General features: G+C 41.6%; 24 protein-coding genes. 23 read left to right on the plus strand and 1 reads right to left on the minus strand.

The features are described 5' to 3' along the window. Window positions 1-45 precede the first annotated feature (45 nt). From BMZ06_RS05260 to rnc, 7 genes are all read left to right on the plus strand, one after another. Window positions 46-963 carry a S66 peptidase family protein gene (locus BMZ06_RS05260; protein WP_089750833.1) on the plus strand — a complete coding sequence of 306 codons (918 nt, stop codon included), beginning with the start codon at window positions 46-48 and terminating at the stop codon, window positions 961-963. A 112-nt stretch (window positions 964-1,075) separates the two neighbouring features. Beyond that, window positions 1,076-1,636, plus strand: a complete 561-nt coding sequence (fapR, locus tag BMZ06_RS05265; protein WP_089750835.1) for a transcription factor FapR — start codon at window positions 1,076-1,078, stop codon at window positions 1,634-1,636. Window positions 1,637-1,651: 15 nt separating this feature from the next. Then, window positions 1,652-2,656, plus strand: a complete 1,005-nt coding sequence (plsX, locus tag BMZ06_RS05270) for a phosphate acyltransferase PlsX (protein ID WP_089750837.1) — start codon at window positions 1,652-1,654, stop codon at window positions 2,654-2,656. Then, window positions 2,653-3,594 (plus strand): ACP S-malonyltransferase, encoded by a 942-nt coding sequence (fabD, locus tag BMZ06_RS05275; RefSeq protein ID WP_089750840.1) that lies wholly within the window; start codon window positions 2,653-2,655, stop codon window positions 3,592-3,594. Before plsX ends, fabD begins: the two co-directional genes overlap by 4 nt. After that, window positions 3,594-4,334, plus strand: coding sequence for a 3-oxoacyl-[acyl-carrier-protein] reductase (gene fabG, locus BMZ06_RS05280; RefSeq protein WP_089750842.1), 741 nt, complete (start codon window positions 3,594-3,596; stop codon window positions 4,332-4,334). The genes fabD and fabG overlap by 1 nt, the downstream gene beginning before the upstream one ends. Before the next feature lie 59 nt (window positions 4,335-4,393). Further along, entirely contained in the window at window positions 4,394-4,627 is a 234-nt protein-coding gene (gene acpP / locus BMZ06_RS05285) for an acyl carrier protein (protein ID WP_089750844.1), read from the plus strand. Window positions 4,628-4,707: 80 nt separating this feature from the next. Then, on the plus strand, window positions 4,708-5,400 hold the full coding sequence (gene rnc / locus BMZ06_RS05290) for a ribonuclease III (protein ID WP_089750845.1): 693 nt from the start codon (window positions 4,708-4,710) through the stop codon (window positions 5,398-5,400). Window positions 5,401-5,461: 61 nt separating this feature from the next. On the opposite strand, the gene BMZ06_RS05295 is transcribed toward rnc, so the two are convergent. Then, window positions 5,462-5,689: a DUF1128 domain-containing protein gene (locus BMZ06_RS05295; protein ID WP_089750847.1), complete on the minus strand. Its 228-nt coding sequence runs from the start codon at window positions 5,687-5,689 to the stop codon at window positions 5,462-5,464. A 192-nt stretch (window positions 5,690-5,881) separates the two neighbouring features. Here BMZ06_RS05295 and smc point away from each other — a divergent pair, with 192 nt between their 5' ends. The 16 genes from smc to sucC all read left to right on the plus strand — a co-directional run bounded on the left by smc (window position 5,882) and on the right by sucC (window position 21,208). Then, complete coding sequence (gene smc, locus BMZ06_RS05300) at window positions 5,882-9,448, plus strand: chromosome segregation protein SMC (RefSeq protein ID WP_089750849.1); 3,567 nt, start codon at window positions 5,882-5,884, stop codon at window positions 9,446-9,448. Between the two features lie 13 nt (window positions 9,449-9,461). Continuing rightward, window positions 9,462-10,724 (plus strand): signal recognition particle-docking protein FtsY, encoded by a 1,263-nt coding sequence (ftsY, locus tag BMZ06_RS05305; RefSeq protein WP_089750851.1) that lies wholly within the window; start codon window positions 9,462-9,464, stop codon window positions 10,722-10,724. Between the two features lie 75 nt (window positions 10,725-10,799). Then, window positions 10,800-11,129 carry a putative DNA-binding protein gene (locus tag BMZ06_RS05310; RefSeq protein ID WP_089750852.1) on the plus strand — a complete coding sequence of 110 codons (330 nt, stop codon included), beginning with the start codon at window positions 10,800-10,802 and terminating at the stop codon, window positions 11,127-11,129. A 13-nt stretch (window positions 11,130-11,142) separates the two neighbouring features. Further along, entirely contained in the window at window positions 11,143-12,483 is a 1,341-nt protein-coding gene (gene ffh, locus BMZ06_RS05315) for a signal recognition particle protein (protein ID WP_089750854.1), read from the plus strand. 85 nt (window positions 12,484-12,568) lie between these two features. After that, window positions 12,569-12,841: a 30S ribosomal protein S16 gene (gene rpsP / locus BMZ06_RS05320; RefSeq protein WP_089750856.1), complete on the plus strand. Its 273-nt coding sequence runs from the start codon at window positions 12,569-12,571 to the stop codon at window positions 12,839-12,841. Window positions 12,842-12,856: 15 nt separating this feature from the next. Then, the gene (locus tag BMZ06_RS05325; RefSeq protein WP_014643250.1) at window positions 12,857-13,084 is read left to right on the plus strand and encodes a KH domain-containing protein; all 228 of its coding nucleotides are present in this window, start codon (window positions 12,857-12,859) and stop codon (window positions 13,082-13,084) included. Between the two features lie 130 nt (window positions 13,085-13,214). Further along, the gene (locus tag BMZ06_RS05330) at window positions 13,215-13,601 is read left to right on the plus strand and encodes a YlqD family protein (protein WP_089750859.1); all 387 of its coding nucleotides are present in this window, start codon (window positions 13,215-13,217) and stop codon (window positions 13,599-13,601) included. 8 nt (window positions 13,602-13,609) lie between these two features. Beyond that, entirely contained in the window at window positions 13,610-14,125 is a 516-nt protein-coding gene (gene rimM / locus BMZ06_RS05335) for a ribosome maturation factor RimM (RefSeq protein ID WP_089750861.1), read from the plus strand. Next, window positions 14,125-14,856, plus strand: coding sequence for a tRNA (guanosine(37)-N1)-methyltransferase TrmD (trmD, locus tag BMZ06_RS05340; RefSeq protein WP_089750863.1), 732 nt, complete (start codon window positions 14,125-14,127; stop codon window positions 14,854-14,856). The genes rimM and trmD overlap by 1 nt, the downstream gene beginning before the upstream one ends. Before the next feature lie 128 nt (window positions 14,857-14,984). Continuing rightward, window positions 14,985-15,329 (plus strand): 50S ribosomal protein L19, encoded by a 345-nt coding sequence (gene rplS, locus BMZ06_RS05345; RefSeq protein ID WP_014643254.1) that lies wholly within the window; start codon window positions 14,985-14,987, stop codon window positions 15,327-15,329. A 68-nt stretch (window positions 15,330-15,397) separates the two neighbouring features. Beyond that, window positions 15,398-15,946, plus strand: coding sequence for a signal peptidase I (gene lepB / locus BMZ06_RS05350; protein WP_089750865.1), 549 nt, complete (start codon window positions 15,398-15,400; stop codon window positions 15,944-15,946). A 10-nt stretch (window positions 15,947-15,956) separates the two neighbouring features. Continuing rightward, complete coding sequence (gene ylqF / locus BMZ06_RS05355) at window positions 15,957-16,799, plus strand: ribosome biogenesis GTPase YlqF (protein ID WP_089750867.1); 843 nt, start codon at window positions 15,957-15,959, stop codon at window positions 16,797-16,799. Between the two features lie 101 nt (window positions 16,800-16,900). Then, entirely contained in the window at window positions 16,901-17,665 is a 765-nt protein-coding gene (locus BMZ06_RS05360; RefSeq protein WP_089750869.1) for a ribonuclease HII, read from the plus strand. Window positions 17,666-17,689: 24 nt separating this feature from the next. Further along, complete coding sequence (locus BMZ06_RS05365; protein ID WP_089750870.1) at window positions 17,690-19,615, plus strand: hypothetical protein; 1,926 nt, start codon at window positions 17,690-17,692, stop codon at window positions 19,613-19,615. Then, window positions 19,612-19,881, plus strand: a complete 270-nt coding sequence (locus BMZ06_RS05370; protein WP_089750872.1) for an EscU/YscU/HrcU family type III secretion system export apparatus switch protein — start codon at window positions 19,612-19,614, stop codon at window positions 19,879-19,881. Before BMZ06_RS05365 ends, BMZ06_RS05370 begins: the two co-directional genes overlap by 4 nt. Window positions 19,882-20,047: 166 nt before the next feature. Beyond that, entirely contained in the window at window positions 20,048-21,208 is a 1,161-nt protein-coding gene (gene sucC, locus BMZ06_RS05375) for an ADP-forming succinate--CoA ligase subunit beta (protein WP_089750874.1), read from the plus strand. Window positions 21,209-21,213 lie beyond the last annotated feature (5 nt).

The raw sequence follows: 21,213 nt of genomic DNA on the forward strand, positions 1-21,213 counted from the left end.
AAGCATTAGATATGTTTCGAAGACTTAATGAAAGCTGGTGGTAGAATGGTGAAACCGCAACGGCTTAACTACGGGGATCGAGTCGGGGTCATAGCCCCTGCTGGACCTCCAGTAGAAGAGGAGCTGAAAAGAGGTTTGGGCGTCTTACGCTCTATAGGACTCAATCCTGTCCTAGGCGCCCATGTGTTTAATCAAAACCTTACTTTTTCATATTTAGCTGCTTCTGACGAGGCAAGATTAGAAGATTTGCATTGTATGTTTCTGGACCCCTGCATTAAGGCAGTATTTTGCGCGCGCGGGGGATATGGTACGGCAAGGCTTGCTCCTAATCTTGATTATTCAATACTCAGATGCAACCCTAAGGTGTTTTGGGGATACAGTGATATTACCTATCTACACACTGCCATTCATAAATACAGTAATTTAGTTACTTTCCATGGGCCTATGGTTGCTTCTGACCTTGGGAGAACTCCCATTAATAATGAAACCACCTTATCCTTAAGACAATTGTTTATACCTGAAAATATAATCTGCCGCTATCCTGAATTTCCTTTTATTTCTATTCAGGACGGTAAAGCTGAGGGGGTACTTGTAGGAGGAAACCTAACTGTACTTGCTGATGGAATGGGCACCGATTTTGAACTGAATACAGATGGCAGAATTTTATTTCTTGAAGAAATAGATGAGCCCGCTTACAGAATTGATGCAATGCTGCTGCAACTGCAGTTCGCAGGTAAGTTTGAGCATGTCAAAGGTGTGATTCTTGGCGACTTCAATCTCAAGGCGTCTGAGCGTGATGAGAGCCAAAACGTGCTCCGCCAATTTTTTAATCCTTATAAATTCCCTGTCCTTCAAGGGTTCCCTGCCGGACACTGCGCGCCTAATTATGGAATTCCTTTAGGGACCAGAGTTTACTTAGATGCAACCGCTCGTTTCTTACAAATCGAAGCAGGTGTAAAGTAAGATTCCATTGGGCAATACATGATCCTTGCGAAAATGAATGTGGTATTATATATTACTATTAGTACCTAGTCATAAAGCGACTGCTTTTGATTAATTGGACGGTGGAATTACGATGAAGAAGTCTAAAAATTTGAGGCAAAAAGAGTTGAAGGAGACACTTGAGGTTTCACCATTTACCACGGACGAGGAACTCGCTCGCCGCTTTGGAGTCAGCATCCAAACCATTCGGCTGGACCGGATGGAAATGTCCATTCCAGAATTGAGAGAAAGAATTAAATCAGTAGCTACCCAGGAGTGGAATGAGACTGTGAAAGCCTTGCCGATCGAAGAAGTCATTGGTGAAGTTGTGGACTTAGAGCTGGATAAACGAGCCATTTCTATTTTAGACATTAGGCCGGAGCACGTATTTTCCAGAAACAATATAGCGAGAGGTCATCACCTCTTTGCTCAGGCAAATTCATTAGCAGTGGCCGTGATCAATGATGAACTTGCTTTAACCGCTCGCTCGGATATCCATTTTCGTAGACAAGTGAAACTTGGTGAGCGTGTCGTTTCAAAAGCCAATGTAGAAGGGAAAGATTCCAGAGGTCACACCATTGTGAGTGTTCAGAGTTACGTTGGAAATGAAGAAGTGTTTGCGGGTACATTTGAGATGTTCCGTTCGAATCAATAGAAGGAGGATCAATTTATGAAACTAGCTATTGATGCTATGGGCGGGGATCACGCACCAGAAGCCATCGTGAAAGGGGCTGTTCATGCGGCTGAAACGATTGAAGGTGTCGAAATTACTTTGGTCGGAGATCAAGAACAGATTAACCCTTTTCTAAAAGGACAGACTAATATTAAAGTGGTACATACAACAGAAGTGATTACTTCGGAAGATGAGCCTGTCAGGGCTGTACGAAGGAAAAAAAACGCTTCCATGGTTTTAATGGCTAAGGAGGTAAAGGAAGGAAGAGCAGACGGCTGTGTATCTGCGGGTAACACGGGAGCATTAATGAGCGCCGGTCTTTTTGTAGTGGGACGCATGGAAGGCGTGGAGCGACCAGCTCTCAGCCCAACATTACCTACCCAGGACGGTCAGGGATTCTTAATGCTTGATGTGGGTGCCAATGTAGATGCAAAACCTGAGCACTTGCTTCAATACGCAGTTATCGGTTCCATTTATGCAGAAAACGTACGGAAAATTTCCAAGCCGCGTGTAGGATTGCTCAATGTAGGGACTGAAGATGGAAAAGGTACAGACCTTACTAAAAAAACTTTCCAGCTTTTGAAAGAGGCCCCAATTAATTTCATTGGAAATGTTGAAGCTCGTGACCTTCTAGATGGTGCGGCGGATGTCGTTGTAACAGATGGGTTCACCGGTAATATAGCACTTAAGACCATAGAAGGAACCGCAATGACCATGTTTTCCATGATGAAGAAAACGTTTATGAGCAATATTAAGACAAAAATTGCTGCAGGATTAGCTAAAAATGACTTGAGAAAACTTAAAGGTCAGCTGGATTATTCAGAGTACGGAGGGGCAGGGCTGTTTGGACTGGCAGCGCCTGTAATTAAAGCGCATGGCTCCTCTAACGAACGGGCCGCTTATAACGCTATCCGGCAGGCTTGTGAGATGATCGAACTTGATGTCACTCAAACCATCTCGAATACACTGAAGACCATTCAATCAGAGGAGGAAAAAAAGTGAAAAAAACAGCTTTTATTTTTCCGGGACAGGGATCGCAAGAAGTAGGAATGGGTAAAGCAATGTATGACTTCTATCCTTCTGTGAAAAAAATGTTTGATGATGCCGATGATGTACTCGGTTATTCATTGACCACACTTATGTTCGAAGGTCCCCAGGAAGAACTAACTAAAACGGAGAACGCACAGCCAGCTCTATTGCTGAATAGTGTGGCTATTAACCATGTCTTAAAAGAAGAAGGTATCAAACCTTCTATGACAGCGGGCCATAGTTTAGGCGAATATAGTGCTCTTGTAGCTTCCGGTTCACTTGACCCAATGGAGGCTGTTCAGCTTGTACACACTCGAGGGAAGCTCATGGAAGAAGCTTACCCAACTGGAAAAGGTTCAATGGCGGCCGTGCTGGGACTTTCTCATGAGGAAATCGAGAAAGTGCTGGAAGGTTTTAATGAGGAGGAGCCTGTTGATCTGGCCAATATTAATTGCCCTGGGCAAATTGTAATCTCTGGAACAAAAGACGGAGTAGCACAGGCATCAGAACAGCTGTCCGAAGCGGGGGCTAAGCGTGTACTTCCTTTGAATGTGAGCGGACCTTTCCACTCTCGTCTCATGAAACCCGCAAGTGATGACTTTGCAGACCATTTGTCGAAGAACTCGATTTCGGAAGCGTCTGTACCTGTATATGCAAATGTTACTGCAGGTCCTGTTACAGAAGCGGATGAAATTGAAAAGCTTCTTGTTAAGCAGTTATATTCCCCGGTCCGTTTTCAGCAAATACTTGAAGCATTTGTAGAAGAAGATGTTGATGCCATCGTAGAAATCGGTCATGGAAAAGTCTTGAGCGGACTTGTACGTAAGGTCAAGCGTAGAATGAAGACATTTAATGTTCAAGATCCTGAAACAGTAGAGCAATTTACCCAATGGTATAAGGAGGACTCTTAATGTTACAAGAACAAGCAGCCCTCGTTACTGGGGCTTCCCGTGGAATTGGACGAGCCATTGCTATGGAACTCGCTTCTAAAGGGGCTAAAGTCGCCGTTAACTATGCTGGCAGTGAAGATAAAGCAGAAGAAGTAGTGCAGGAGATTATTAATCAGGGTGGAGAAGCTGTCAAAATCCAGGCTGATGTAACGAGTGAGGACGATGTTAAACGAATGATTAAAACAGTCGTAGATGAATTCGGCCGCCTTGACATTCTTGTTAATAATGCAGGTATTACTAAAGACAACTTACTTATGAGGATGAAAGAAGAAGAATTCGATTCCGTTATTGATACAAACCTTAAAGGCGTGTTTCTTTGTACCAAAGGTGTAACGCGTCAGATGATGAAACAAAAGTACGGTCGGATCATCAATGTAGCTTCTATCGTAGGGGTTTCAGGAAATGCTGGCCAGGCTAACTATGTAGCCGCAAAAGCAGGGGTGATCGGCATGACTAAGTCCAATGCCAAAGAACTTGCTTCAAGGAATATTCAGGTTAATGCCGTTGCTCCGGGTTATATTACTACAGATATGACAGAGTCGCTTACTTTCGAACAAAGAGAACAGATGTTATCCTTAATTCCTCTGAACCGTCTTGGTGAAGCGGCAGACGTTGCTCGCGTCGTACGTTTTCTAGCTTCAGAAGACGCTGCTTATATGACTGGTCAGACCTTACATGTGGATGGCGGAATGGTCATGTAAAAATGATATGGTTTTTCGCTTGAAAATTTACTATAATGACTGAAGGGAGGTGAAGTCCAATGGCAGATACATTTGATCGTGTAAAACAAATCATCGTTGATCGTTTAGACGTTGAAGAATCTAAAGTAACAATGGAGGCTTCCTTCAAAGAAGATTTAGAAGCAGACTCTTTAGACGTAGTAGAGCTTGTAATGGAGCTTGAAGATGAGTTTGATATGGAAATCTCAGACGAAGAAGCTGAAAAAATCAATACAGTTGGGGACGCTGTGAATTACATAAACAGTGTACTATAACCCTTCAAACATGCTGTCTGTGTAAAAGCAGGCAGCCTTTCCTATTGATGAGAAATTTATAGCAAAGGACAAGGTGATTTATGGATGATTTTTCCAGTTTCCAGAAGAGAGTTAATATCCACTTCCAGGATGTCTCGTTACTGGAACAAGCTTTCACACATTCATCTTATGTGAATGAGCATCGTAAAACGGAGCGCAAGGATAATGAGCGTCTGGAATTTTTAGGTGATGCTGTTTTGGAATTAGGTGTCTCCCAATACCTGTACCGGGAGTTTCCTGATATGGCAGAAGGAGAGCTTACCAAGTTCCGGGCTTCTATAGTCTGTGAGGCTTCTCTTGTAGATTTCGCTAAAGACCTTAACTTTCACGAGCTTATTTTATTGGGCAAAGGAGAGGAATTAACCGGTGGACGCAACCGGCCGGCCTTGCTCGCTGATGTATTTGAAGCCTTCATTGGTGCTTTGTATTTGGATCAAGGCTTTGAAGAGGTGGTTACATTCTTAGAGAAGTATGTATACCCTAAGGTTAAAAAAGGTGCTTTTTCTCATGCGATGGATTTTAAAAGTCAACTCCAGGAATTTATTCAGCGGGATAAAAATAGTAAGATTGAATATGAAATTGTAGAAGAAAGAGGACCTGCGCACAGCAGAGAATTTATTGCTCATGTTCGGATCCAGGGAGAAGTGGGTGGAATCGGTGTCGGCAGAACGAAGAAAGAGGCAGAGCAGCGGGCTGCACAAAAAGCATTAGAAAACCACGGAGCCCTTTCCTGAAAAAAGGACAGGCTAGAACTTGGATGAAGTTCTGGCCTGTCCTTTTTATTATTGATCTTTTCTATTGAGGTTTCCGAAACCTTCCCAATTCTTGAACAAACGTTTGGATCTCAGACACACTCAACTGTCCTTTCATTTGAACAATATCGTGTAATTCCTTAATCTCGTCATACTTTTCTAAATCGTAATCATCAGGATCCATGATGGTGCGGTTCACAACTTGTAACCGATCCGCCATATCGTTAATAATGAATTCAAGATTCTCGCGCGTAGGTTCTTCTAAATTCAAGACAAATCCTCCTTCAAAGCTCCTATTATGGGCTAATACATATAATAAAATACTTTTCTACTTTTTAAAACCCTTGTCTGTTTGTAAAAATTAAAGTTCTTATGGCTCGTCATCACTTCCTACCGTAGGGCGGATGTTTATGATAAAATAAATTAGTTGAGTGAAAGATTGCGAATATACAGGAGGATGAATATGTTCCTCAAACAGTTAGATACCGTAGGGTTTAAATCATTTGCTGAAAGAGTAACGGTCGATTTCGTACCGGGCGTCACGTCAGTTGTCGGACCGAACGGAAGCGGCAAAAGTAATATTACTGATGCTATACGCTGGGTGTTGGGTGAGCAGTCAGCCAGATCACTCAGAGGATCGAAAATGGAAGATATCATTTTCGCAGGCAGTGACACAAGAAAAGCGCTGAATATGGCTGAAGTCACTTTAACACTGGATAATTCAGATCAGACCCTTCCTCTTGATTATCAGGAAGTTAGTGTAACAAGAAGAGTGTTCCGTTCTGGAGAAAGTGAATTTTATATTAATAATCAAACATGCCGATTAAAAGATATTGTTGATTTATTTATGGACTCAGGCCTCGGACGTGAGGCTTTTTCCATTATTAGTCAAGGGAAAGTGGAAGAAATTTTAAGCTCGAAAGCGGAAGAGCGGCGCTCCATTTTCGAAGAAGCAGCTGGAGTTTTGAAATACAAACAGAGGAAAAAGAAAGCGGAATATAAACTCGCAGAAACTCAAGAAAATTTAAATCGGGTAGAAGATATTATTCATGAAATTGATGGACAGCTTGAACCACTAAAAGAACAGGCTGCTGTGGCAAAAGACTATTTAGAGAAAAAGGAAGACTTAAAACAAATAGAGGTTTCCTTATTAATTACACAAATAGAAAACCTTCATGGAGACTGGCAGGAACTCCTTAAAGAATTGGCTGCGGTTAAAGAACAGGAATCTGAACTGCGGTCACATATAGAAGAAAAAGAAACTGCCGTTGTAAAGCAGCGGGATACGATGCAGGCCCTTGATGAATCAATTGAGGATCTACAGGAAACCCTGCTTGTACTAACTAAAGAGCTGGAAAATCTTGAAGGCAAACGAGAACTTATGAAAGAGCGTCATAAGCACTTCGAAGAGAATAAAACAAAAGTCGAACAAGATTATGAAGAGCTTTCCAGTAAATTGGAGGAACTTCAAAACACAGCTAAAAAGGAAACAAATCAATTAATGGAGTTCAAGAAACAACGAAAGCAGACCAAGGATGATCTTGAACAGACGAACCAGGCGCTTAGTGAAGATATAGAAGTTATTGAAGAGCAGATTGAAGACCTTAAAAGTGATTATATTGATCTTCTCAATGAACAGGCAGCCAAGAGAAATGAAAAGCAGTCGCTGGAAAAGCAGGTATCCCAGATCAATTATAAAAAAGGCCATCAACAGACGCGTTTTAGTGATTTAAGGGACGAACGAGAAGTCTTGGAAACCAGCTTATCGGAAGCTGCAGAGAATCTTAAGAATATATCCGATCTGCGCGAGAAGAAGGAAAAACACCTAGCCGGCCTTCAAGAAGAACTGGAAGAAAATCAACAGTCCTATCAGGATTGGCAGGAGAAATTATATAAAGGTTATCAATACTTAGAAAAGCTGCGATCGAAAAAAGAAATGCTGGAAGATATGAAGGAAGATTTCTCAGGCTATTATCAGGGTGTTCGTGAAGTATTAAAAGCAAGACAAAACCAGCAGCTTATGAATATTGAAGGTGCTGTGCTAGAACTGATTGACATTCCGGGAGATTATTTAACAGCTATTGAGACGGCTCTTGGAGCTCAGGCTCAGCATATTGTTGTTAAAGATGATCAAGCTGGCAGAAAGGCGATTCACTGGTTGAAGAAAAATAATAAAGGCCGTGCCACTTTCTTACCTTTAACTTCTATACAGCCGCGTTCCGTACACAACCAAGCGGCTTCAAAACTACCAGGGCAGGAAGGCTTTGTCGGAGTCGCCGCTGACCTTGTAACGTATGACAGCCGTTTTAAAAAAGCGATTCAACACCTTCTAGGACATATTGTTATCGCCGAAGACTTACAGCACGCCAATGCGATTGCTCAATTCCTAAATCGCAAATACCGGATCGTGACGCTTGAAGGAGACGTGGTGAACCCTGGAGGCTCAATGTCAGGCGGAGCTCAAAAAAGATCAGGTCAGTCGCTTTTTACTCGGGAAAAAGAACTGCTGGAACTAAGAGAAAAAATTAACGAATTTCAAACCAAAACGGAACAAGTGGAAGAAAAAGTTAAAAATTTAAAAAATGAGACCAATAACCAGCAGCAAGAAATAGAGCGAGTCAGCCAGGAAGTAGCAAAACTTAAAAATGAAGAATATGAGAAACAGTCTGATAAGCGTGAACAGCAAGTGAAAATGGATCATTTAAATAGTCAGCTTCAACTGTTTGATCAGGATCAGGCTCAGTTTGATCAAGACAAGCATCAGGCTGATAATCAAATGAGTGAGCTTGATAAAGATCTAAAAGCAATAACGCAGAAAGTGGAGAATATTCAAAAAGAAATTGACGATTTAACAGCTGCAAAGGACCGGCAAAAAGTGGATGAAGCTAATTTACAGAGCCGACGACAAGAGCTCCAGATTCAACTGGCTGAGCAGGAATCATCTGTTCAAAATCAACAGGAAAAAGCTGATCGTTATAACCAGGAACTAGCTTCCGTTAAAGCAGAACTGAAAGAGAACCGAGAGGAACATAAACGTTTAATGGAAGTTTTTGATTCTAATCAGACCGAAGAAGAAGTCCTGGCTTCCATTGAGGAAACAAAACAGAGAAAGGAAGCTACTTCTTCTCTCATACAGGACAGAAGAAAAGAGAGAAATCAGCACGGACAGGAAATTCAGAAGGCTGAACAATTGTTGAAAGAACAAAAAAGACGTCAGCAAAACTTCACGCAGGATATTCAGCAAAAAGAAGTGAAAGCAAACCGGCTGGATGTAGAACTTGAAAATCTGCTGAACTATCTGCAGGAGGAATATGTTATAACATTCGAAAAAGCTAAGAATGACTACCCTCCTGTAGAGGATGTTGACCAGGCATCCACAGATGTCAAACTGATTAAAAGGTCAATTGAAGAACTTGGTACCGTCAATCTTGGAGCGATTGAAGAGTATGATCGTATTTTGGAAAGGTATGAATTTCTGAAGGGACAGCAGGATGACTTGCTGGAAGCTAAACAGACTCTTCATAGTGTTATCGGTGAAATGGACGGAGAAATGCAGCGACGTTTTGAAGATACTTTCACAAAAATTCGTGCAGAATTTGAAGAAGTTTTCCGGGAATTGTTTGGAGGAGGACGTGCGGATCTTAAATTAACAGATCCTGATAATATGCTCGAAACGGGTGTGGATATTGTTGCCCAGCCACCAGGAAAAAAACTTCAGAATTTAAGTTTGCTTTCTGGTGGAGAGCGCGCCCTTACTGCCATAGCTCTTTTATTTTCCATCTTGCGTGTACGTCCGGTACCATTCTGTGTGCTCGATGAAGTAGAAGCGGCATTAGATGAAGCCAACGTGGATCGGTTTGCTCGCTTCTTGAAAGAATTCAGCGCGGATACACAGTTTATCGTTATTACCCACCGCAAAGGTACTATGGAAGAGTCAGACGTCTTATACGGGGTTACTATGCAGGAATCAGGGGTTTCCAAACTAGTATCTGTCCGCCTGGAAGAAACTCCTGAATTATTAGAAGCGTAGAAAGGATGAGTTGATGAGTTTTTTTAAGAAATTGAAAGATCGATTTGTAAAAGGAGAAGAAGAACAGCAGGAAAGTACTTCCCAGAACGAACCAATAAATGAATCACTAGAAGAAGCTGATTCATTTAACCCTTACACTGGAGAAGCCTATAAAGGTGGAGAAGTAGTTTACTCGAAAGCAGAAGAAGAGGAAAGACTGCGAAAGGAAGCTTTGGAGTCTGAAGAGAAATCCGCGGAGAAAGAAACAGAGGATTATGAGGACAAACTTGATAGACTTTCCGTACCTGCAGAACCTACGGAGGAAGCTTCAATAGCTTCCAAGTTTAAAAAAGGATTAGAGAAAACCAGGACCTCATTCTCAACTAAAATTAATGATTTAGTAGCAAAATACCGTACCGTAGATGAAGATTTCTTCGAGGAATTAGAAGAAATCCTGATCTCAGCCGATGTTGGGGTCAACACGGTTATGGAAATGATTGATGAACTGGAAATGGAAGTCAAACGAAGAAATATTAAAGATACAAGCCAGGTAAAAGAAGTTATTTCTGAAAAACTGGTAGAAATCTATTACGGAAACGATGAAGCAGAAGAGGTAGAAGGTTTGAATGAAAATCCGGATGGACCTACTGTTTACTTGTTTGTCGGGGTGAATGGTGTGGGTAAAACTACTACAATTGGTAAGCTTGCTCACCGCCTTAAATCTGAAGGCAAGAAAGTTACCTTAGCTGCAGGTGATACCTTTCGGGCGGGTGCTATTGAGCAATTAGATGCCTGGGGAGAGCGGGCAGGAGTCAATGTAATTAAGCACAGTGCAGGGAGTGATCCTGCTGCCGTCATTTATGATGGGATCCAATCGGCTAAGTCGCGAAATGCTGATGTGTTAATATGTGATACGGCTGGGCGTCTTCAAAATAAAGTAAACTTAATGAACGAACTATCCAAAGTTAAACGCGTTATTGAACGTGAAATTCCAAATGCTCCCCATGAAGTTCTTCTTGTGCTCGACGCTACTACAGGACAAAATGCTATGAGTCAGGCGAAGACGTTCTCGGAAGCAACCGACGTTTCAGGCATCGTCCTTACTAAACTGGACGGTACAGCAAAAGGCGGCATTGTTTTAGCGATACGAAAAGAACTTTCAATCCCTGTTAAACTGGTGGGACTGGGTGAAAAAGTAACAGATTTGGAACCATTTGATGCTCATGCATTTGTTTATGGATTATTCGCTGATATGGTGGAAGAATTCGATGAGGAAGCAGAAGAAAATCAAGCTTAAACCTTGACAGGTACTGAGTGCCTCCGTTAGTATTTTTATGTAAAGGTATTTCACTTAACAAGGAGTGCTTCAAGGGTGCTTGAAAAAACGACACGTGTTAACTATCTGTTTGATTTTTATCAATCATTGTTGACTCCGAAACAAAGAAACTATATGGAATTATATTTTTTAGAAGACTACTCATTAGGTGAGATATCAGAAACCTTCGACGTTTCCCGTCAAGCGGTTTACGATAATATTCGCCGAACAGAAGCAATGTTAGAAGAATACGAAAAAAAGCTACTATTATACGAGAAATTCAGCAAGCGGCAGCAGGTCCTTAAGGAAATGGAAGCAGAAGTTAACCAAAGCAACCTTCCTCCCCGTTTCCAGGATTGGCTGGCGCAACTACAAGATTTAGAATAGGGGGGTCTCTTCGATGGCATTTGAAGGATTATCCGACCGTTTGCAGGAAACGATTAAGAAAATCAAAGGCAAAGGGAAGGTAGACGAGCAAGACGTAAAAGAGATGACTCGTGAAGTTCGTCTAGCCCTCCTCGAGGCCGACGTTAACTTTAAAGTAGTTAAGGACTTTGTTAAGCGCGTTCGTGAACGTGCCGTTGGGCAAGAGGTCATGGAAAGTCTGACACCAGGTCAGCAGGTTATTAAAGTAGTTAAGGAAGAATTGACCGATCTAATGGGCGGTGATGAAAGCAAAATTGCCGTTGCAAAGCGTCCACCTACTGTGATTATGATGGTGGGACTCCAGGGTGCAGGTAAAACGACCACGACCGGTAAACTTGCCAACGTACTGCGTAAAAATCATAATCGAAAACCGCTTCTGGCAGCTGCCGACGTTTATCGGCCAGCAGCTATTCAACAGTTGGAAACCATCGGTAAGCAGTTGACAATGCCAGTTCATTCCGAAGGCACTGAGGCAGACCCGGTTGACATTGCAAAGAATGCAATTGAAAAAGCGAAGGAAGACAATCATGATTACGTAATCGTGGATACAGCCGGCCGATTACATGTTGATGGAGAGTTGATGGGGGAACTTCAGCGGATAAAAGAAGCTGTTAACCCAGATGAAATTTTCCTTGTGGTCGATGCCATGACAGGTCAGGATGCTGTTAATGTAGCACAAAGCTTTGATGATCAGCTCGATATTACAGGAGTTCTTCTGACGAAACTAGATGGCGATACCCGCGGTGGTGCCGCACTATCGATCAAAGCTGTAACAGGAAAACCGATTAAGTATGCGGGTATGGGGGAAAAGCTGGATCAGCTCGAACCATTCCATCCGGAAAGGATGGCTTCACGTATTCTTGGAATGGGTGACATGCTTACTCTGATTGAGAAAGCACAGACGCAAGTAGATGAAAAACAAGCGAAAGAACTCGAATCGAAAATGCGTACCGCATCGTTTACGTTCGAAGACTTCCTGGACCAAATGGAGCAAGTTAAGAATATGGGGCCGCTTGATGAGATCATAAATATGATTCCTGGCGCTAACAAAATGAAAGGACTGAAGAATGCTTCGTTTGATGATAAACAAATCGTTCACGTCGAAGCAATAATCCAGTCTATGACCAAAAAAGAACGCCAGGACCCGTCGGTTATGAACGCGAGCCGGAAGAAACGGATTGCCAAAGGATCTGGCACCTCGGTTTCAGAAATTAACCGCCTATTGAAACAGTTTGAAGAAATGAAGAAAATGATGAAACAAATGAGTAATACTAAAGGCAAAAAAGGAAAAGGAATGAATTTTCCTTTTATGTAATGGAAAAGTCCTTTACACACAATTGAAGATCTGCTAAAATCTTTATCTGTGTGAAACATTTATAGAAATATGGAGGTTGTTAAAAATGGCAGTAAAAATTCGCCTTAAACGTATGGGATCTAAACGTAACCCATTTTACCGTGTAGTAGTTGCAGATTCACGTGCTCCACGTGATGGCCGTATCATTGAACAAATCGGCACATATAACCCAGTAGCTAACCCGATCGAGGTTAAACTTGATGCTGAGAAAGCAATGGACTGGATGTCTAATGGTGCTCAGCCAAGTGATACGGTACGTAACTTATTCTCTAAAGAAGGCATCATGAAGCAGTTCCACGAAAAGAAAAACCAAAAATAAAGTAGTGGTGATATCATGCAAGCCTTGATCGAAACGATTGTTACTCCGCTTGTCGATCAGCCAGACGCAGTAAAAGTGGATGTGAAGGAAGAAGAACATAAAATTGTTTATCATCTTTCCGTTCACCCTGATGACGTTGGAAAAGTGATCGGAAAAAACGGGCGGATTGCAAAAGCGATTCGAACGGTCGTTTATGCGGCCGGTTCCGATTCTGAAAAAAGAATCTATCTGGATATCATGTAAGAATAAACCAGTGTAATGGGGGCGAAGTAAAACTTCGTCGACCGCACTCACATTCTTTTCATGTAAAAGGGAGAGGGCTAACCTTTCCCTTTTTTACCATTTAGAGAGAAAAGAGAAAGGCGGTTCGTGGATGCAGATTATCCGGAAAATTCCTGTGAAGCAAGTCTTAACTGAATCCAGCCGTGAACTCTTAAGAGAGCGTTTTGAAAAGCAGACCAGTCAATTGGATCAGGAATGCCGCCAATTAGCTTTTGAACAAAAAAAGCTTGAGCGAAAGCCTGGAATGTCAAAACAAGAAGTAGAAAAACGCTTTTCTAAGGAGATTAGCCGTAGGAAAGATCAAATGCGGTGGATTACCGGCCAGCTTTCGCAGCTTTCCATTCTTCCTGATCATAGTGAATTGGAAACAGATGAAGTGGAAGCTATACTTACAGTAGAAGAAGGCGATGACTGGAAAACGGCCGTGACGGAGCAGCAAATTATCATTAAAGATGGAAAAGTTATACGAGCGAGGTAATTAAATTCATGGAAAAACAAATGTTTAATGTAGGGAAAATAATAAATACACACGGCATTAAAGGTGAAGTGAAGGTGCATCGTATCACAGATTTCGATGAACGCTTCCAGCCTGGTCAGCTTTTGTATTGGGTAAATGATACGAGTGAGCCTGTTTCTCTTGTAGTACGTTCCCACCGTATTCATAAGGGGTATGACCTGATTGCTTTTGAAGACCATACATCCATCAATGATGTAGAGGGTTATAAGAATGGTATGCTGATGGTAACTAAAGAGGAGCAGACAGAACTTGAGGAGCACGAGTTCTATTTTCGTGAAATAATCGGGTGCAAGGTTTATCTCGAATCTGGTGAAGAGATCGGACGTGTGAAAGAAATACTTACTCCCGGAGCTAATGATGTGTGGGTAGTTGAAAGGGCCAACAATTCCGATCTCCTTCTTCCATATATTGAGCCCGTCGTCAAACGAGTGGATCCGTCCCACCAACAAATCATCATTAATCCAATAGAGGGGCTGCTGGACTGATGCATATTGATATACTAACTTTGTTTCCTGAAATGTTCGATGGTGTACTAAATACATCGATTATGAAACGGGCACAGGATCGAGAAGCCTTTTCCTACCAATATGTTAATTTTCGTGAATTTACAGTTAACAAGCATAATAAAGTCGATGATTATCCTTATGGAGGCGGAGCGGGTCTGGTTTTAACTCCCCAGCCAATTTTCGATGCGGTAAACCATATTAAAGCCAATGTCTCTAATAAACCGCGTGTTATTCTAATGTGCCCTCAAGGTGAACCTTTTTCGCAAAAAAAGGCGGAAGAATTATCAGAAGAAGAACATCTGGTATTCATATGTGGTCATTATGAGGGGTATGATGAGCGGATTCGCAAAGAGCTTGTAACGGATGAGATATCTATTGGAGACTACGTATTAACCGGGGGAGAACTTGGAGCAATGGTCGTAATGGATTCTGTAGTCCGCTTGCTTCCAGGGGTGCTTGGAAATGAGCAGTCAGCTCCGGAGGATTCTTTTTCGAACGGATTACTGGAACATCCTCACTATACACGGCCGGCTGATTTTAGAGGTGAAAAGGTTCCGGAAGTACTACTATCAGGAAACCATGCTAAAATTGATGAGTGGCGCCACTACCAATCGCTCAGAAGAACGTATGAAAGACGTCCTGATTTGTTAACAAACAGGGAACTATCCGAAAAAGAACAAAAGTGGATTAATGAATGGAAAAATCGTTGATGATTGTTGAAGTTTAACAACTTGTATGGTATATTATACGTTGTGCTTAAACGTTCGGTTTAAGTGGAAAACGATGTTCCGCTGTCTCTTAGAGGGCAAGAGCATTAGTTAAAAAGGAGTGAAATACGATGCAACAACTTATTCATGACATTACAAAAGAACAGCTTCGTACGGATCACCCAAACTTCCGTCCAGGTGACACAGTTAAAGTGCACGTGAAGGTAGTAGAGGGCAGCCGTGAACGTATCCAGGTATTCGAAGGTGTTGTAATTAAACGTCAGAATGGCGGAATAAGCGAAACATTTACCGTTCGTAAGATTACTTACGGCGTAGGTGTTGAGCGTACATTCCCAGTACATTCTCCACGAGTTGCTAAGATTGAGCGTTCTCGTCGTGGTAAAGTACGTCAAGCACGTCTTTACTATCTACGTAACCTGCGCGGAAAAGCAGCTCGTATTAAAGAAATTATTTAATTTTAGTAGAAAGGAGCTTGCATCTGCCAAGCTCCTTTTTTCTAATCTTTCTAAGGGAGCGGGGTTGGATGAAAAAGCAATGGTTAGAGTGGGTTAAAGCCTTTGCGATAGCAGCAGTTTTAGCAGTAATTGTGCGTGTCTTTCTACTGGCTCCAGTTGTGGTTGAAGGACCATCCATGCTGAATACTCTTCATAGCGGTGACCATTTGATCGTAAGTAAGATTAATTATACCCTGGGAAACCCTGAAAGGTTTGATGTAGTAGTCTTCCACGCCACGGAAAGAAAAGACTACATCAAAAGAGTCATTGGTCTTCCTGGAGACACGATTAGTTATAATGATGATCAGTTATACATAAATGGAGAAGCATTCGAAGAACCTTATTTAGAGGAGCTTAAAAGCGACCTGCCAGAAGGAAAAGATTTGACAAACGATTTTACGATTGATCAATTACCAGGCAGTAATGAAGAAGTTCCAGAGGGTGAACTGTTAGTACTTGGTGATAACCGAAACAATTCAACAGACAGTCGGATGCTTGGTACGATTCCTGAAGAGCAGGTAGTAGGCGAAGCCGTCTTCTTATACTGGCCCTTGAATCGTATCAAATTCGTTAATTAGGAGTGATAGCGTGACGATACAATGGTACCCGGGACACATGGCTAAAGCAAAAAGGGAAGCATCAGAGAATTTAAAATTAGTTGATTTTGTGATCGAACTGGTTGATGCTCGTGCTCCACTTTCCTCACAAAACCCCATGCTTCATGGAATATTGCAAGACAAGCCCAAAATGATGGTTCTTATGAAAAAAGACTTGGCGGATCCTAAGGTAACAAAAGAGTGGCTGGACCATTTCAAAGAAAATGGGTTTCCTTCAATTGCGATTGAAGCAAACAATAAGCAGGATATCCAAGCAGTTATCAACCTTGGGAAAACTATAGGCAATGAAAAAATTGAAAAATTAAAAGCGAAGGGTGTTCGGCCGAGGGCTTCCAGAGCCATGATCCTCGGGATACCCAACGTTGGAAAATCAACTTTGATCAATCGACTTGCCAACAAAAGTATTGCAAAAACCGGGGATAAACCTGGGGTGACTAAGAAACAACAATGGATTAAAGTAAAAAATGAATTTGATCTGTTGGACACGCCTGGTATTTTGTGGCCTAAATTTGAAGAAGAAGAAGTAGGTTACCGACTTGCTTCGATTGGAACGATCAAAGACCAAATTTTGCCAACAGAAGATGTGGCGGCGTATGTTCTGGATTATTTACAAGCCTATTACCCTTCTATGCTTGAAGAACGTTATGGCTTTGAGAGTTATGATGACATTATGACAGCATTTGAATTGATAGGTAAGAAAAGAGGCTGTCTTGAGAGCGGGGGCCGTATTAATTTTGATAAAGTTTCAGATGTTATTCTACAGGATTTACGAAATGGTAAACTGGGTCTTATCAGTTTTGAACGTCCAGAATAAACGGAACGTAAACGCAACGTGAGAAGACTCACCTTGCGTTTTTTTCATTACAAAGCGAACGAACTTGTCCGATAAAGAAAATAGCGGAGGTTTTACATACGATGACAATCAAGACGATTGCCCAAATCAAAAAAGAATTAGTAGACGAAAGTGTAGAGGAAGAATATCTGGATTTGCTGCGCAGCGACAAGCGCAAAGGTGTACAAAAATTAATTGAACAATATGATAGGAGACAGGCTCAGAAACGAGAATATAAGCATCAATTTGAGCAGATGAAATCTTTTGAGTACTCCTGTAGAGAGAAAGGAACCCATATTATAGCAGGGATTGATGAAGCTGGCCGAGGTCCGCTGGCGGGCCCAGTAGTGGCAGCTGCCGTTATTCTTCCAGAGGATTACTATTTGGAGGGACTATATGACTCCAAAAAAATCCCGCTTGCTAAACGAGAAGAGTTTTTTCGGTGCATAAAAGCACATGCAGATTGTGGAATAGGAATTGTCTCTAACGAAGAAATTGATCAGTATAATATCTATCAAGCTACAAAATTAGCTATGAAGAGGGCGGTTATAGATCTTAACCAAGTACCTGAACATCTCCTCATTGATGCGATGCATTTAGAAGAAACAGAAGTTCCTCAGACTTATTTAGTTAAAGGTGACCAACGGAGTGTATCGATCGCAGCAGCAAGTATAATCGCAAAAGTAACGCGAGACCGGATTATGTCTGAGTGGCACGACAACTATCCTATGTATCATTTTCGATCCAACCAGGGGTATGGCACCAAAGAGCATTTAGAAGCTTTAAAAACGTACGGAGTGTCTCCACTGCATCGACGAAGCTTTGCCCCGGTCAAAGAGAACAGTTGAATATAAGGAAGGACGGAAAAATCAATGAATTTGATTTCAAGCCTGAGTAAATTAGTTCAACAACAGGAGGTGCAGGCTTCGCCCAAAACCGGCCAGGTAATAAATGGAAAGATTCTTGAACTCCTCCCTCAGAATCGTGCGGTTGTGCAATTAGGTTCTCAACAAGTGAAAGCTCAATTGGAAGCTTCGCTTACAAAAGGAAAATCTTATTTATTTCAGGTAGGCTCAACAGATCACAAAATTCAGTTGAAAGTAATTACTCAGTCAGACGAAAGCCAAGGGAAATCGACGGTAAAGCAGCTGTTAAACGAACTTGGAATTAAACCTACGAAAGAAAACCGTCTGCTTACTTCTCAGCTTATACAGAAAAGCATACCTTTCCAGGCGGCTGACCTTAAGCAGGCGGTTGCTTTGTATCAGCGTGAAGATGACAAAAAAGTTACCCGTGAAATTTTATTACAGATGCTTCAAAAACAGCTTCCGGTTAAAAATTCTGTTTATGAGGCTTTACATACTAAAAGAATGGATAGTTTATCTGAACTCATGAATCAGGTGCGTATAGAGGCTTCTAATAGTGAAACAGCTGCCGACAGGGCCGCAGTGTCTCTTATAACATCTTTAAAGGGAGAGCGTGCTTCTGTGTCTTTGAGGGAGTCATCTGTAGTAAAACTGATGACAGAAATCAACATAAACAGCCAGAACTCTTTTCTATTATTTAAGAAAGCCGGGATTCTTGATTCCAAGGTCTCTTACAACTCTTTTCAAGCCACGTGGACAGAATGGGCAGGAGCTCATAGTAAAGGTAACATAAATCACTCTTCTACTTATTTAGCGAGCCTTTCTAAAAAGCCAGCCCCTCCATTTCCTATGGCTATGGAAAAAATGGCTGGCAGGCTGAAGCAGATTTTCCATCAGCAACTTCAGCTGGAAGCCCCTGAACAACAGTCTTTGCATCGTGCTATGAATCAAGTTGAAAAAGTCTTAGTAAAGGATATCTCTTCTGGAAGTGATTATCTCCATGTTAAGCAAAATGCGATCGGAATCAAACAGTCCGTAATTGAAGATTTTCAATTTTTAAAAGAACGCGAAGTTCTAACAAAAATAAGCGCCCTTCACACAGAGGAAAAAAACCAAAAACTTTTACAAGATTTTTTGCGCGCCGCACCTACATTGTTCACTGAAGGGGAGTCAACGGAGAAGCAGCCCATTAGGGAAGGTTTGTCTGTTCTAAAGGAATGGCAGTCCAGGCAGCTGGATCCGATTCTTCGCCAAACATTGACTGAATGGATGGGGAGAGCGGCTGCTGAACTTTCAACCCTATCAGAGAAAGAAGCTATTTTTGTTAAAATGAAAACCATGCTAGATCTTACAGGATTGCAGGAAGAGTCACAGTCAAAAGCTACATCAGCCCAGGAAAAAGCGAGCACTCAAGAAAGTTCGCTGAAATCCTTGCTGCTCTCTAGTCTGCAGGATTCAAACAGCACCATTCGTCCGGAAACGGCTAAAAAAATGATTCAAATATTAAATGGGTTGCAACTGACAGCGCAGCAGGAAACGAGCCAGAGTTTGCAATTTTCGCTACAGTTTCCAGGAAACGTAATCGGCTCAGAAAACGATGTTTATTTAGATATGGAAGGTAGAAAAACGAAGGAAGGTAACATTGATCCTGATTATTGTCACATTGTGTTCTTTTTAGACTTGGATAACTTTAAAGAAACAATAATTAACTTAAATATAGTCTCCAGACGGGTAGGAGTAACAGTATTTAATCACGATTCATTCATAGAACTACCCATGGAAACGCATAAAGCAGCCTTAAAAAGTGGGCTTGAGGATATGGGGTATGAATTGATTTCTCTCAATATTAAGGAAATGAACAGTGCGGCACACACGTCCAGTAAAGACAACTCTCTAGCCGAATACAAGGAAGGAATTGATCTTCGAATATGAAAGGTAAGAGAAAAGAAGCGATTGCTCTCAGTTATCAATCAGATAACGAAGCGGCTCCAAAGGTTGTAGCAAAAGGTGCAGGCTATATAGCAGAAAATATAATGGAGAAAGCGAAAGACAAACAAGTACCCATTCAGGAGGACTCAACGTTAGTTGAACTGCTATCAGAATTAAATATTAATGAACAGATACCAGAAGAATTATATCACGTCGTAGCAGAGGTTTTTGCTTTTATCTATAAATCAGATAAAGATTATAAAGCTTAAAAAAACAGACTATATCAAAATAGATGGATATCTCTTCAATTAGTTTACATAACAATTTGTTTGTTAATTTGGTGAATTTTTCGACAGATATCTGCCTTTGTGTGGACAATTGATAGCGTTTTTTTATACAATGTACATGCAGTGAAATTTGATGGGAGGATGAAACATGAACATTCACGAGTATCAAGGTAAAGAAATAATGCGCGATTTTGGCGTTTCTGTGCCAAATGGCCATGTAGCTTATACCGTAGATGAGGCTGTTGAAGCAGCTCAGAAACTAGGCAGCGATGTAACCGTTGTAAAAGCACAAATCCATGCAGGCGGCAGAGGTAAAGCCGGTGGAGTTAAAATTGCTAAAAACCTCGATGATGTGCGTACATACGCTGAAGAAATTCTTGGTAAGACGCTTGTGACCCATCAGACTGGGCCGGAAGGAAAAGAAGTAAAGCGCTTACTGATTGAAGAAGGCTGCGATATTCAAAGCGAATATTATGTAGGCTTAGTACTTGACCGTGCCACAAGCAAAATTACGATGATGGCGTCTGAAGAAGGCGGTACAGAAATCGAAGAAGTGGCAGAAAAAACACCTGAAAAAATCTTTAAAGAAGTTATTGACCCTGTGACAGGACTAACACCTTTCCAGGCTCGCAGATTAGCATTTAATATTAACATTCCTAAAGAAGCATTAGGCAAAGCAGTTAAATTTATGCTTGGCCTTTACGATGTTTTTGTTAAAAAAGATTGCTCAGTTGCCGAAATTAACCCGCTCGTTACTACCGGTGAAGGTGAAGTGCTGGCGCTTGATTCTAAACTGAATTTTGATGACAATGCATTATTCCGTCAAAAAGATGTGGCCGAGCTACGTGATCTTGAAGAAGAAGATCCAAAAGAAGTAGAAGCTTCCAAGTATGACTTGAGCTATATTGCTCTTGATGGAAATATCGGCTGTATGGTTAACGGAGCAGGCCTTGCCATGGCAACGATGGATACGATTAAGCATTATAAAGGCGATCCAGCTAACTTCCTTGACGTTGGGGGCGGTGCCACCACTGAAAAAGTGACGGAAGCATTTAAAATCATCTTGTCTGATGAGAATGTAAAAGGTATTTACGTGAACATTTTTGGGGGCATTATGAAGTGCGATGTTATTGCTGAAGGTGTTGTTGAAGCCACCAAACAAATCGGGTTGACTCTTCCTCTTGTAGTCCGCCTGGAAGGTACGAACGTTGAACAAGGCAAGAAAATTCTGGATGAATCCGGATTGAATATTACTTCTGCAGACTCTATGGCGGAAGGCGCTCAAAAAATCGTAGAATTAGTAAAGTAAAGAAA

The sequence above is a fragment of the Halobacillus alkaliphilus genome (assembly GCF_900113125.1).
Lineage (GTDB): Bacteria > Bacillota > Bacilli > Bacillales > Halobacillaceae > Halobacillus > Halobacillus alkaliphilus.